The organism is Cohnella ginsengisoli (assembly GCF_029525555.1).
Classification (GTDB): domain Bacteria; phylum Bacillota; class Bacilli; order Paenibacillales; family Paenibacillaceae; genus Cohnella; species Cohnella ginsengisoli.
In genome coordinates this window covers 849,624-863,236 of sequence record NZ_JAPDHZ010000002.1, presented here as the reverse complement: position 1 = coordinate 863,236, position 13,613 = coordinate 849,624, and the positions used below count along the sequence as shown (strand labels likewise).

The following is a 13,613-nucleotide window of genomic DNA, read 5'->3' as shown; positions in this document are numbered from 1 at the left end:
TTATTTAAAGACGAGAGGGGGAGGTATTTCCATGTGGTTAGCTGAAAATGCAAACTCAAGCGGCAACCTGCTTTATTCGCTGGCGCCGTTTCTGCTCATGTTCGTCGTTTTCTACTTCCTGCTCATCCGTCCGCAGCAGAAGAAATCGAAGAACCGCAATTCGATGCTCCGGGCGCTCGCCAAGGGCGATAAGGTGACGACGATCGGCGGGCTGCACGGCACGATCGCCGAGATCACCGACGATACGATCGTACTGAAGGTCAACGACGCGACTAAGCTTACGTTCGATCGTTCCGCGATCAACAATGTCGCGGCGCGTGCGGGCGAATCGAAAAGCCAAAAGTAATCAATAGCAATAACGAAGAAATAAAACAAGCCGCCGGGTCTCGCGACCTGGCGGCTTGTTTTATGATTCAAGAATCCGTCATACGCGTAGGCGCCAGTTTCTTGAACTCGTCCTGAATCCGGGGCTGACGCTTGCGGCGAACCGCCGGGCGATCCGCCCAAGCGCCGACTTTAAGCCCGATGGCAACCGCGCTTGCCGCAAGGACGATGCCCGCGAACATGTCGGTAGCCCAGTGTATGCCGAGGTAGAAGATGGAAAAAACGATAATAACGGCATTCGCGACGCCGAATATCGCCCAGCGCCTGCTGCCGGAGCGAAGCGCCAGAAGCGCCATCGTCACGGAGATGGACGTATGCAGGCTCGGGAAGCAGTTGTCCAAGCCGGACAGGCGGCGATACTGCGTCTCGAAGCTCGGAAAAGCGTCAAGCATCAGAAAACGGATATTCGGCGAAGCGGCCCATGCTTCGTGAACGGGAACGAACAAATAGAACGGGACGGCGACCAAGTAATTCAGCAGCAAGGCGATGCATAGCGCGTAGTAAAGTTTGTCCTTGCCGGCGCTGGCATAGAGGATCAAAGAAGCGACCATAAATCCCTGGAAAACGACCAGGTAGAAAAACGCGCAAAAGATCGTGAGCCAAGGGGATTCGAGCGCTCGCTGCAAAGTGCCCTGCCAACTGCCTTCCCAGCCTACGAGCATGCGGGTGAGATCGCGGGGGACGGGCAAGGCGGCCTCCAGGTTCAGTTCGAACTTGTTGAGCGCCATGATCAGAAGCAACGAGAGAAACAAGATCAACTTTTTGGGAGAACGATACAGCTTGGTAACGAAAGCGGCCGCCGCGGCCAAAGGCTGTCTCGCGGTGCCGTATCCTACGAGAAGCGCCACCGTGACGGCCGTCAGCGCGGATATGGTTGTCATGCTGCCGAATACGATCAACGAATTCGCTCCTTGCCGCTAGAAATGATTGTATCAGTATATCACGATTTTACTAATTCTAACGGAGGGGAGGCGTTTTATTTTACCGGTTACATGCGCCTCGCGTTTGCTCCAGCGCCGGCGTTCACGCCCAGCATGCCTCCGAAGGCGCCTGCAAGCGCAGCGATCAATCCCAGCAGTCCCATGCGGGAATCGAAGCCGATGTCCTGCGAAAGAAATCCGATGAGTACGACCGCGACCGCATAAAGCAAGCCAGCGATGGCGCCGATATACCAGCCGCGCTTGCCGGATCTTTTGGCTGCGGTGAATCCGCCGGCGAGACTGGCCGCCCCGTGAACGCCGAATACCCAGGAAAGAAGCTTCGTTTCCGGCATGGACGAGCTGTAAAGCAGGATCGAAAGCGCAAGCGTGCCGAGACCCAGCCAAATAAACGCCCAGACGAAGCCCGCGACCAGGGGGGGATGCGATGCGAATGCCGGATACGCGTACGGGAATCATATCGATGCACTCCTTTGATTTCAAGCGATTTGTACCATTGTATGGGCTTGTACCCGCGGGTAGTACTGGGGAATGCCGATAATTTCCGCGAAGCCGGACCGTATCGCGTACGTGATGCGCGGTGAGACTACAATCTCAGGCTCGACTCCGATACCTGCAAAGGGAGGAACGGCACTTGGAATTGACGGCGATCACGATCCGGACGCTGCTTATGTACTTATTCGTATTCCTCATCCTGCGATTGATGGGCAAACGCGAGATTGGCAAGCTGTCGGTGTTCGATCTCGTCATCTCGATCATGATCGCCGAGATCGCCGTCATCGCGATCGAAGCCCCGAGCCGCCCGCTTCTGTACGCGGCCGCGCCGATGGCCGTGCTCGTTGTCGTGCAACTGATCGTATCCACCATTACGTTAAAAAAACCGCCGGCTTCGTCTATGGTTCGAAGGCAAGCCTAGCGTCATCATAAGGCAAGGCGACTTGAATTGGAGAGAAATGAAAAAGCAGCGTTACAGCCTCGACGATCTGATGATGCAGCTCCGGGAAAACAGGATCGACCACATCGCGGACGTCGAGCTCGCGGTGCTCGAATCGTCAGGCAAACTGTCGGTGATCATGGCCGATAAACAAAAGCCGGAGGCGCCGCCGCCCCAAGAGGAAACGAAGCCGAAAATCAAATACGGATTGCTGCCGCTCCCCCCTGATCATGGATGGCCTCGTACAAGACGACAGCCTCGAGCGCATCGGCAAAAACCGGTTTTGGCTCAGGCAGGAGTTGCGGCGGGAAGGCGTCAAAGCGTTTAAGCAGGTCGCGTTCTGCAGCTTGGATCACAAAGGACGGCTCTATATCAATCGAAGGAATTAGCGCTTCTTATTTGAAAAAGCGACCGAAGATCGGAATGCGCGCAGCGTCATGCCTGTCGATCAGCCTCATGGCCATAAGAAGGAGCAAATAAACGACGAGCGAGAGGATCCCTGCCGCCAGAAGGTCCAGCCAGACGCCCGGCAGCCTGCCGGCGTTCCATATCCAGAGCGCGACCGCGCCCATAATCGTCATGGCGGCGCCGATCTTGAGGAAGTCGCCGGGGAGCAATCGGACGCCCGTCAACCGGACGACGCTGATCCAATGCAGCAGCGTGACAAGCGCCATGTTGGCGCCGATGGCAATGACCGCGCCGCGGATGCCGAGCTCGGGCTTCGACGCCAGCTGAACGATCAGGACCAGCTTCACCAAGGCTCCCGCGAACGTATTGAAAAGCGCCGTGCCCGGACGGTCCAGCGCCTGAAGCGCAGCCTGAAGCGGCGCCTGCATGTACAGGAACACGGCGGCGGGAGCCAGCAGGCTCAACAAGGCGCCGGGCTCGGGATCTCCGTAAATGAGCCCGCAGATCGGCCGACCGAACAATGCCATCAGGATGATAAAAGGAGCGCCGGTCACGACGGCCAGTCGCATCGATTGATGAAGGCGCTTCTGGATGGCGGGCCGGTCGCCGTGGGCGGCGGCCTCCGACAGCGACGGCACGAGCGACGTCGCCAGCGAAAAGGTGAGCGAGCCTGGCAGCAGCAGCAGCGGGATGACCATGCCTTGGAGGATGCCATACTGGGCGGTGGCCGCGGCGGTGCCGAGGCCGGCCGCGATCAAGGCGCGCGCCGTGAGGATCGACTCGAACAGGTAGGATAATGAACCGATCATCCGGCTGCCCGTAACGGGAACCGCGATCTGAAGCAGGGCGCGCGTTCGGCTCTCTTTGGCATCCGACGGCGGCGGAGGTCCGTCCATAGCGGCGGGCGCGCCTGTGTCAGAAGGCGAGCCTTCGGTTTTTCCGCGTCCGCGGGCTTCGCCCCGCAGATGAAGCCAGAGCGCCGCGAGTCCGGCCAGCTCGCCTGCGCCAGTCCCGATCATCGCGCCCGCTGCGGCCGCCTCGAGTCCCCATGGCAGGAACAAAAAGGCGAGCGTCAACGAGAGCGCGATTCGGATCACCGTCTCGACCGTCTGCGAGACAGCCGTCGGCAGCATGTCCTGCTTCCCTTGGAAGTAACCCCGCCAGATGGCGGATACGGCCACGAGCGGAATGACAGGGATAATGGCCAGGAACGCGCTGTGAACCCGCGGATCGGTCATCAGGCTGGACGAGATCCAGTCCGACAGCGCGAGGCACAGCCCGCATACGATCAAGCTGGCCGTCAGCGCGATGGTCAGCGCCGTTCGGCGGATGCGGACGGCCTCTTCCGCGTCCCCGCGGGAATCGGCGGCGGCCACGAGCTTCGCCACCGCCAGCGGCAATCCGCCGGTGATAATTGTCAGCACGACGATAAAAAAAAGGAAAAACAAGCTGGACGAGCCCTACGCCCTCGGCGCCGATCAGCCGCGGCAGCGCGATTCGGGGCACGAAGCCGAGCAATCGGTTGAGAAGACCGGCGGCGAGCAGGATCATGGCTCCCTGGATAAAGGTTTGTTTGCGCGGCGACAAGGTTCATCCCATCCTTCGCTCTTCGGTTCGTCTACCTCTCATGCATATGCGGGGGGCTGTCCGCAATCATGCCAAGCCTTGCCGGACGAACCGCGAAGAATGCGTTTTGCAGGAATTCGGCAAGCGGCGACGAAAGGTATATACGGTTGGTTTGAGTGGAACGCGAGTAGACAAGCGGGGCGGCAAGACAGCAGGCGCGAAGCTGGAAGGGAGAACTGCCGATGACGGACGAGATGCGCGTGGACGGCATGGACGAGGCGGAATTGAACCGTACGATCAGGGAGCTTTGCGAGAGCAAGGCCGAGGAGTTCCGGATGATCGGCTACGACCAGGCGACGGGGCCCGAGATTTGGGAATGCGTGAGCGACAAGTATCACAAGAAGGGAACCCCTCCGCTGCATGCGATCGTCAACGATATCCTGTCGCTGAAGGTGACGAACTTCATGAACTATATTACGCTGAGCATCTATCGAGGAGAGAAGAGACGATAGATTACCGAGGCGAATCGGGCGCGTTCCAGCTAATGGATACGGGCCCGAAGGCTCCCTTTCCGGGAGCCTTTTTTCGCACTTCTCATGACGTTTCGACAAATTGACTTCGCTTTGAGCGCGTAGGTATAATAGGAACATTGAGAATCGAAAGGGGTCGGCAATACCATATGAACCGGATGCTCGCTTTCGTGCTCGTGGTTCTCGTTTCGTTCGGCGTTATCGCGGCTACCAGCCCGTATTTACTGGACAAGACGAAGCTAGGGCTCGATTTGCAAGGCGGCTTTGAAATTTTGTACGAAGCATCCCCGCTCTCGGGAACGGGCGAAGTCACGAAGGATTCGCTAAACAAGACGGCCGAGAGCATCAAAAAAGCGGATCGACGCGCGCGGTGTCGGGGAATCCGAAGTGACGCCGGAAGGCAAGAACCGGATCCGCGTCAAGATCGCGGGTGTCGCCGACGAGGCGGAAGTCCGCAAGATGCTGCAAAAACCGGCCGTCCTTACTTTCCGCAGTGCGGATGGTTGCGCGGCTGACGCTGGATATTGCAAGGTCGAATTACAAGGCAACGAGTTCAAGGAAGGCGCCGCGAAGGTCGAGTACAACCAACTCAGAGAACCGCTAGTCGCCATCCAGGTCAAGGACAAGAAGAAGTTCGAAGAAATCTCGACGCGCCTCCTGGGCAAGCAGCTCGCGATCTATCTCGACGAGGACCTGCTGTCCGATCCGACCGTCCAGGGCGTATTCACGGATGGCACGGCCACCATCTCCGGCCAGCCGACGCCCGCCGACGCCAAGGCGCTGGCCGACACGATCAACCTCGGCGCGCTGCCGCTGAAGCTGACCGAGAAGTATACGCAAAGCGTAGGCGCGACGCTCGGCAAAAAGTCGCTTGAAGAGACGCTGCTGGCCGGCATCATCGCATCGGTCGCTATCTTCGTTTTTATGGTCGTTTTTTACCGTCTTCCCGGCGTCATCGCAGGCTTCTGCTTGCTCGTCTTCGTCTGGCTGCTGATCGGCGTATTCTGGCTGATGGGCGCGACGCTGACGCTGCCCGGCATCGCCGCGTTCGTGCTCGGCATCGGCATCGCGGTCGACTCGAACATCATCACGGCCGAACGGATCAAGGACGAGATTCGTACGGGCAAGAGCATCGCGTCGTCGCTGCGGTCCGGCAACAAGAACAGCTTTCGCACGATCATCGACGCGCATATCACGAACATTATCGCCGGCGCCGTGCTTTACTTTATCGGCCAAGGCTCGGTCAAGGGCTTCGCGGTCGTGCTGCTCGCGTCGATCATCTGCAACATCGCGACCAACATCTTCCTGCCCCGCTACTTGATGCACCTGCTCGTGAAGAGCGGCAAGTTCAACAAGGTCGGCTACTATGGCGTAAAGGAGAGTGAAATCCGTGCGCTATAAGTTTCACGACATCGACTGGATCAAATGGAGCAAGCCTTTCTTCATCGCTTCGCTCGTCATCGTGCTGATCGGCATTTTGTCTCTCTCCATCCGCGGCCTGAACTACGGCATCGATTTCCAATCGGGCACGTCCGTGGACATCGCCATTACGAAGCAAGTGAATGGCGACAACCTCAAGGCGTTTCTCGAGAAGGAAGAGCTAGGCGAGTACCACCTGACGACCGCCGCCGAACGCCTGTCGATCCGGTTCAAGGCCGCGCTGACGGAAGACCAGCAAAGCAAGCTCGAATCGGACTTCAAGTCCCAGTTCGACGACAAGGCCTCGTTCGAAAAGAACATCGTAGACGTAGAGATCGCCAAGGAGCAGCAGACGAACGCCCTGCGCGGCGTCCTGATCGCTTCGCTCGGCATCATCATTTACATCGCGATCCGCTTCGAATGGCGATACGCGATCTCGTCGGTCATCGCGCTGCTGTATGACGCGTTTATCGTTATCACGCTGTTCTCGATCTTCCATCTGGAAGTCAATCTTCCGTTTATCGTCGCCGTGCTGACGATCATCGGCTACTCGATCAACGATACCGTCGTCATTTTCGACCGGATCCGGGAGAACATGCGCTTCGCCAAGGTCAAGTCCGAAGCCGATCTCGCCAAGGTCGTCAACGACAGCATTACCCAGACGCTGACCCGCTCGATCAATACGGTCGTCACCGTCGCTTTCGCCGCCGTCTGCCTCTTCGTTTTCGGCAGCGAATCGATCAAGATGTTCTCGCTCGCCATGATCTTCGGTTTGATCAGCGGCGCCTATTCCTCCATCTTCATCGCCAGCCCGCTCTGGTTCTGGATGAAACGCAAAGCGAAGCCTGCCAAGCCCGTCAAGGCGCAGCCGGCGCCTTGATGGAATAAGGAATAGAGGTGTATCGATAAGATGACTCAAAAAAAGGACCGGCAAAACGCTGCATGGCATCAAGGTTTCCCTGCTCGGGTTGCTCGTACTGTCGGTCTTCAAGGGTCTCGCGGGTTGGTTCACGGGCAGCAAAGCGCTGATGGCGGACGCCTGCCATTCGGCCGCCGACTTCGCCGCCGCCGTCAATTCTTATCTGCGGCATCGCCGGGCCATCGCGCCCCGCGGCGCCGCCGAGCGGCAGCGCGAAGCGGTGGCGGCCGTCGTCTTCGCGGCGCTGCTGCTGCTCGCCGGTCTCGAGATGGCGATCTCCTCGCTGCGCGCGATCGCATGGGGCGAGGACCGCGCGCCCGGCTGGGGCGCCGTCATCGTCATCGCGGCCGGCATGGTCGCCCGCGAAGCGCTGATCCTGTACCGCCGCAGCTACGAGCACCGAATGGGACTGCGACCCGAAGCGTCGCGAACCGATCGCTCGGACGTGTTCGCATCGTTGACCGCGCTGGTCGGTACGGCCGGCGCCATGACCGGTCAGCTGCTGAACCTGCCCGTCCTGTACGTGCTCGATCCGGCGGCGGGACTCGTGATCGGCGTATTCGTACTCCGGATGGGGTACCGGCAGGCGGCTTCCGCCATCGGCGCGGTCGAACGCAGGCCGATGGACGAGGTGGACGCGCAGACGCTGCTTGAAGTGGTACAGCGGGTCGACGGCGTCGTCGCCGTCGACGAGCTCAGAGCGAAGGAACACGGTCATTATGTGATCATAGACGTCCTTATTCGCGTGAATCCGCGCATCTCGGTATTGGACGGTCACGATGTCGCGCAGCGCGTGCGAAGACAGCTGACCAAGCGGTTTCTGCACGTCTCGGACGCCAGCGTGCGCGTCGAGCCGTACGATCCGGGTTATCCCTACAAATCGAATCACCAAGAAGAAGAAATGCCTACTTTAATTCAATAAATCGCTGTGGACTCCGCCGCCCAAGGCGGAGTCCACAGTGCTGTAAGGCAGAAAGGAGCGATTCGAAGGTGAAATCCACCTATCGCTGGGTATTGGCGGAAGAGGACGACGAAGTGGCGGCAGCGCTGGGCGCTCAGCTGGGACTGGCGCCGCTCGTCAGCCGCCTTCTCGTATCGCGGGGCTATCGCCAGCCGGAGGATGCGGAGCGATTTTTGCATCCCGGGCTCCGCGACCTGCACGATCCCTACTTGCTGCTCGGCATGGACCGGGCGGTGGCCCGGATTCGCCAAGCGATCGAAGGCGGGGAGCGCATCCGCATATACGGCGATTACGATGCGGACGGCGTGACCTCGACGGCGCTTATGCACAGGCTGCTTAGCCGGTTCGGCGCCGACTTCGATACATACATTCCGCATCGAAGCAAGGAAGGCTACGGGCTCAATCTGCCCGCGATCGACCGGGCGGCCGAGGCGGGCGTCAAGCTCATCGTAACGGTGGACAACGGGATCAGCGCCGTAGAGCAAATCGCCTATGCGGCAACGCTCGGCATCGACGTCGTCGTTACCGATCACCACGAGCCGCCCGCCGTTTTACCGGACGCGGCGGTCGCCATCGTCAATCCGAAGCAGCCAGGTTGTCCCTATCCGTTCAAGGAGCTGACGGGCTCCGCGGTCGCGTTCAAGGTGGCGCATGCGATGCTCGGCGAACCGGATCTTGCGTTCGCGGACGTCGCGGCGATCGGCGTCGTCGCGGATTTGATGCCGCTGACGGGCGAAAACCGCGCGATCGTGAAGCTCGGACTCGAAGAGATGAACGCGCGGCCGTCGCCCGGCATCAAGGCGTTGGCGCAAATCTCCGGCGCCGAGCCGGGGCGGCTCACGAGCGGCCGCATCGCGTTCGGGCTCGCGCCGCGGCTGAACGCGGGCGGCCGGTTGGCCGAAGCGGATACGGCGCTGCGGCTGCTCATCACCGCCGATCAGCGCGAAGCCGAGCTGCTGTCCGCGGAGCTGGACATGCTGAACCAGGAGCGGCAGCAGCTGGTGGAGGACACGCTCGTCCAAGCCGATGCCGCTTGGCAGGCCATCGCGGCCGCCCATGGCGGAAGCGGCCCCGCGGTCATCGTCGTCGCAGGCGAGGGCTGGAACGCGGGCATCGCGGGACTTGTCGCCTCGAAGCTCGTCGAACGCTACTACAAGCCGACCGTCGTCTTGGCGGCAGACGCCGCCACGGGCCTGTGCAAGGGCTCGGCTCGCTCGATCGAAGGCTTCGACCTGCATGCCGCGCTCACGGCCTGCGCGGAGGAGCTGGAGCATTTTGGCGGCCACAAGGCGGCGGCCGGCATGACGATGCGCGCCGAGCGGGTCGCCGCGCTGGGCGAGAAGCTGTCCGCGCTGGCGGAAAGCTGGCTGTCGGCGGACGACTGGATTCCGCGCAAAAAGGCGGATCTCGTCTGCAGGGCATCCGAGCTGACGCTCGAGGCGGCCGAGCAGCTTCGCGCGCTTGAACCGTGCGGCATCGGCAATCCTTCGCCCCGTTTCGTGCTGCGCGGCGCGGAAGTGATCGACGCCAAGGCGATGGGCAAGGAGAGCAGGCATCTGCGCGTGGTGCTGGGGCAAGGCGGCCGCAAGCTGGAGGCCGTTTGCTTCGGCAGAGGCGCCGACTGCGGCGCCATGCTGGGCTGCGGGACGGCGAACGTGCTGGGCGAGCTGTCCGTGAACGAGTGGAACGGCAGCAAGCGCGTACAGCTCATGCTGCAGGATTGGCAGTCGGCGGCGCTGCCCGTGCACGACCGGCGCCACGAAGCCGACTGGCGCAGCGCTTTGCGGACGCTGGCTGCGGCGAACGGCGCGGCGAGCCTGCTCGCCGTCGCGGCTGGCGAAGCCGCGATGGCCGAGCTTCGTGCGGCGCACGGCGAAGACGCCGGGCTGACCGTCGCGTCATACGCCGAAGCGGCCGCTGCAGCGGCCGGCGCAAAGACGCTGCGCCTCGTGCTCATCGATCTGCCGGAGGCGAGCGATGGACTGGAGGGGCTGCGGGCGCTGCTCGCCGGCTGCGTCGTCGAGGAGATCCATCTCCTCTCGGCCGGCCGTGCATCGTCAGGCTCGCGCAGCCGATCGCCGCAGGGCGGGCGCATGCCGAGCCGGGAACAGTTCGGCGAAGTGTACGGCCTGCTGAGACGCAAAGGGAGCTGGATCGAGACGCCTGACGGATTTCTCCGCCAGGTGGCGGAACGAACCGGCCGGACGCTCGCGGACGTCGTCATGATGCAGGACGTGTTCGAGGAGCTCGGCTTCTTGCGCCGGAGCCGAGCGTCGGTCGAGATCGTCGCTCAGCCGCCGAAGCGTCAACTGGAGGAGTCCGCGAGATACCGCAAGGCGCTGCTCCGGTCGGAGGCCGAGGCGCTGGCCGGGATGTCTCCGGCCGAGCTGAGGAATTGGCTGCGGGCGCTTGCCGAAGGTAACGATGGCAAGCGGCTGAGATCAAGTGTATAATGCAAGCTGGCGAACTTGTTCTGAAGGAGCGATTTGAGAATGGATTTTAAACCATATATTCGCGTTATTCCCGATTTCCCCGTACCCGGGATCCGATTCAAGGATATTACGACCCTGCTTAACAACGGCGAGGTATACCGCGCCGCCATCGACGAACTCAAAGAACGCGTAAAGGACTGGGAGATCGATATCGTCGCCGGTCCCGAAGCGCGCGGCTTCGTCATTGGCGCGCCGCTCGCGCTGGCGCTGGGCGTCGGTTTCGTGCCGATTCGCAAGTCGGGCAAGCTTCCCGGCGAGACGGTAGAGGCCGGCTACGACCTGGAGTATGGCAAAGACACCCTGGCCGTGCACAAGGACGCGATCAAGCCCGGCCAGCGCGTGCTCATCGCGGACGATCTGCTGGCTACGGGGGGCACGATCGCGACGACGATCAAGCTCATCGAGCAGCTTGGCGGCGAGATCGTCGGCGCCTCCTTCCTGATCGAGCTGAGCTATCTCGATGGACGGGACAAGCTTAAGGGCGCGCGCCTCGAGTCGCTCGTCCAATACTAACCGAATAACGCGGCGAATCGCGGCACAGCCGCCGAGGCCGGACGTTCCGCCTGCCGGAGCGTCCGGCCTTTTTTGCGGCCTCGTTCCCTTTCCCGAGCGTTCGATTCGCTTGATCTTCAGCCGATCTTCAGCATCGCCTCAGAGGCGCTTCAGCGCCTCGAAGCATAATGGGAATACACGAATAGCGGGCAACGCAGAGGAGCGATATCGCGATGAATCAAATAAAGGGCATACGCATTCTCGCCGTAGACGACGAGCCGAACATTTTGCAATTTTTGGAATTGGGATTGATCAACGAAGGATTCGAGGTACAGACCGCACCCGACGGGATGACGGCGATCAACCTGGCCAAGAGCTTCAAACCGCATGTCGCCATCCTGGACGTGATGATGCCGGGCATGGACGGCTTCGAGGCTTGCAAGCTGCTGAAGAAAACCGAGAACGTGGCGGTCATCATGCTGACGGCCAAGGACGAGGTGGACGATCGGGTCAAGGGGCTTCTGCTGGGCGCCGACGACTATATGTCCAAGCCGTTCAGCTTCGAAGAGTTGCTGGCGCGCATTCACGCGCGGGTTCGCAACCAATTTCCGCTCATGTCCGGCCAAGCCGTATTCGGTCCGATCAGCATCGACGACCGGCGCAAGGAGATCAGCCTTAGCGGCCGGGTGCTGGAGCTGTCCCCGACCGAATACGAGCTGCTCAAATACATGGTCATCAACCATGGCATCGTGCTGAGCAAGGCGCTCATTCTCGACAAGGTCTGGGGTTACGATTTCGGAGGCGACGAAAATATCGTCGAGGTTTACATCCGCTCGCTGCGAGAGAAGCTCGGCGATAAGGAGCATCAGCTGATCCGCACGCTGCGCGGCGCGGGCTACAGGATCGATCTGCCATGAGGCGGGCGTCCGTGAGCGCCCCCCGAACGCAACTGAAGGGCTCGCTGGGTTTCCAGCTGCTGTCGCGGTCGCTGCTCGTGGTGGCAGTGTTGCTGGTGTTCATCGGATTGTTCCAGTACGTTCTCATGCGCAAGTTCACATACGAAAACAAGGCTTCCGCGCTCCGAAGCCAGATCCTGTCGCTGCCGCCGGACATCTGGCGGGATCGCCAGGGACATGGCGCCGGCGGCGTCGACCGCGCAGCGAAGTCCGGGTTCGGACTGGGCGCCGGCATACCGAAGGACGCGGACGATACGGACGACTGGAGAAACGGGGAATCTGGACAAACGGACGCATCCAGCGAGATGCGAGGCCGCTATTACGTCCCGGATGCGACCGTCGCCCTGATCGGGACCGATCTGAGCTTCACGACGCTGTCCGAATGGACGGATCAGGCGGAGCCGCCGCGGCTCTCCGACGAGACTTACCAGGCGGCCATGAACGGCGGAGAGGGCGAGCCCCAGGGCGCGGACTACCGAATCGTCAAAGACGCGGAGGGCCGGGAGCAGCTCGTGGTGCTTCGTTCGCTCGGCAAGGACGGACAAGGCTCCGGCGTCATCCAGATCAGCACGGGTACGGAAGAACTGAAGAAAACGCTCAACGGCCAGCTGCTGATGTTCGGCGGTCTCTCGCTGCTGGCGCTGTTCGCGGGGCTGCTCACGCTGCTCCCCGTGCTGCGTCGCACGCTAACGCCGCTGTCCGAACTGGTCGACAAGGTCGAACGGATCGACGCCGGCAACCTGGACGAACAATTCCCGGCCATCGCGAAGCCGGTGGAGATCGGACGGTTGTCCGCCTCCTTCAACGGCATGTTGGCGCGGCTTAACGATGCGTTCGAGACCGAGAAGGAAGCGAAGGAGCATATGCGGCAATTCGTGGCGGACGCCTCGCATGAGCTGCGAACGCCGCTGACTTCGATTCACGGCTTTCTGGAGGTGCTGCTGCGGGGCGCATCGAACAATCCCGAGCAGCTTGAGCGCGCGCTTCGCAGCATGCACGGCGAGTCGGAGCGGCTCCGCAAGCTGGTCGGGGACCTGCTGACGCTGGCGAAGCTCGATCAACGGGGCGGCGTCCATGCCGTGCGCGGCAATCTGACCGACACGCTGCGCGAGATGGAGCCGCAGCTGCGGATGCTGGCAGGCGCCCGCGAGGTCGAGTTCGCGCTGCAGGAAGGCATGTACTGCCTGTACGATCCGGATAAGATCAAGCAGGTCGTGCTCAATTTATTTCACAATGCCGTCCAGCATACCGATGCGGACGAGGGCGAGATCACGCTCTCGATCCGTCGCTTGGACGGACGCGTGCATCTCGACGTTGGCGACAATGGCTCGGGCATCGACGCCGCGCACCTGCCTTACGTATTCGACCGCTTCTACCGCAGCGACTCTTCCCGTACGCGCAAGTACGGGGGCGCCGGACTCGGCCTGTCGATCTCCAAGTCGATCGTCGACGCGCTCGGCGGCGGGATTACGGTCACGAGCGAGCCGGGCCTGGGAACCACCTTTACGATTCGATTGCTCGAAGCCTGAATTCGTCAAGCTGCCTTTCCTTCGCGGGGAGGCAGCTTTTTTTGCCAATGCTTAACGCCGTCCCGTCGCATTGGGCGCGATCGCG

11 protein-coding genes and 2 pseudogenes are annotated in these 13,613 nt (G+C 61.4%); 10 read left to right on the top strand and 3 right to left on the bottom strand.

Features of this window, described 5'->3' with window-relative positions:
• The first annotated feature begins 31 nt into the window (after nt 1-31).
• Nucleotides 32-346, top strand: a complete 315-nt coding sequence (yajC, locus tag OMP38_RS04295; protein ID WP_277564020.1) for a preprotein translocase subunit YajC — start codon at nt 32-34, stop codon at nt 344-346.
• A gap of 67 nt (nt 347-413) precedes the next feature.
• Here the strand turns inward: yajC and OMP38_RS04290 are convergent, their stop codons facing one another.
• Both OMP38_RS04290 and OMP38_RS04285 read right to left on the bottom strand, forming a co-directional pair.
• Nucleotides 414-1,283 carry a phosphatase PAP2 family protein gene (locus OMP38_RS04290; RefSeq protein WP_277564019.1) on the bottom strand — a complete coding sequence of 290 codons (870 nt, stop codon included), beginning with the start codon at nt 1,281-1,283 and terminating at the stop codon, nt 414-416.
• Between the two features lie 89 nt (nt 1,284-1,372).
• The gene (locus OMP38_RS04285; RefSeq protein ID WP_277565167.1) at nt 1,373-1,738 is read right to left on the bottom strand and encodes a TIGR04086 family membrane protein; all 366 of its coding nucleotides are present in this window, start codon (nt 1,736-1,738) and stop codon (nt 1,373-1,375) included.
• A gap of 254 nt (nt 1,739-1,992) precedes the next feature.
• Here OMP38_RS04285 and OMP38_RS04280 point away from each other — a divergent pair.
• Nucleotides 1,993-2,645 (top strand): annotated as a pseudogene (locus tag OMP38_RS04280) (DUF421 domain-containing protein).
• A 6-nt stretch (nt 2,646-2,651) separates the two neighbouring features.
• On the opposite strand, the gene OMP38_RS04275 reads toward OMP38_RS04280, so the two are convergent.
• A complete protein-coding gene (locus OMP38_RS04275) occupies nt 2,652-4,112 on the bottom strand; it encodes a putative polysaccharide biosynthesis protein (RefSeq protein ID WP_338130396.1) in 1,461 nt (486 codons plus the stop codon).
• 360 nt (nt 4,113-4,472) lie between these two features.
• Here OMP38_RS04275 and OMP38_RS04270 point away from each other — a divergent pair, with 360 nt between their 5' ends.
• The 8 genes and pseudogenes from OMP38_RS04270 to OMP38_RS04235 all read left to right on the top strand — a co-directional run bounded on the left by OMP38_RS04270 (nt 4,473) and on the right by OMP38_RS04235 (nt 13,528).
• Nucleotides 4,473-4,742, top strand: a complete 270-nt coding sequence (locus OMP38_RS04270; RefSeq protein ID WP_277564018.1) for a post-transcriptional regulator — start codon at nt 4,473-4,475, stop codon at nt 4,740-4,742.
• Between the two features lie 167 nt (nt 4,743-4,909).
• Nucleotides 4,910-6,161, top strand: a pseudogene (gene secD / locus OMP38_RS04265) (protein translocase subunit SecD).
• Nucleotides 6,151-7,059, top strand: a complete 909-nt coding sequence (secF, locus tag OMP38_RS04260; RefSeq protein WP_277564017.1) for a protein translocase subunit SecF — start codon at nt 6,151-6,153, stop codon at nt 7,057-7,059. Before secD ends, secF begins: the two are co-directional and overlap by 11 nt.
• Nucleotides 7,060-7,117: 58 nt before the next feature.
• Nucleotides 7,118-8,020 carry a cation diffusion facilitator family transporter gene (locus OMP38_RS04255; RefSeq protein ID WP_338130469.1) on the top strand — a complete coding sequence of 301 codons (903 nt, stop codon included), beginning with the start codon at nt 7,118-7,120 and terminating at the stop codon, nt 8,018-8,020.
• Nucleotides 8,021-8,088: 68 nt separating this feature from the next.
• On the top strand, nt 8,089-10,512 hold the full coding sequence (recJ, locus tag OMP38_RS04250) for a single-stranded-DNA-specific exonuclease RecJ (RefSeq protein WP_277564016.1): 2,424 nt from the start codon (nt 8,089-8,091) through the stop codon (nt 10,510-10,512).
• A 39-nt stretch (nt 10,513-10,551) separates the two neighbouring features.
• Nucleotides 10,552-11,064: an adenine phosphoribosyltransferase gene (locus OMP38_RS04245; RefSeq protein WP_277564015.1), complete on the top strand. Its 513-nt coding sequence runs from the start codon at nt 10,552-10,554 to the stop codon at nt 11,062-11,064.
• Nucleotides 11,065-11,276: 212 nt separating this feature from the next.
• Nucleotides 11,277-11,960 (top strand): response regulator transcription factor, encoded by a 684-nt coding sequence (locus OMP38_RS04240; RefSeq protein ID WP_277564014.1) that lies wholly within the window; start codon nt 11,277-11,279, stop codon nt 11,958-11,960.
• 11 nt (nt 11,961-11,971) lie between these two features.
• On the top strand, nt 11,972-13,528 hold the full coding sequence (locus tag OMP38_RS04235; protein ID WP_277564013.1) for a sensor histidine kinase: 1,557 nt from the start codon (nt 11,972-11,974) through the stop codon (nt 13,526-13,528).
• Nucleotides 13,529-13,613 lie beyond the last annotated feature (85 nt).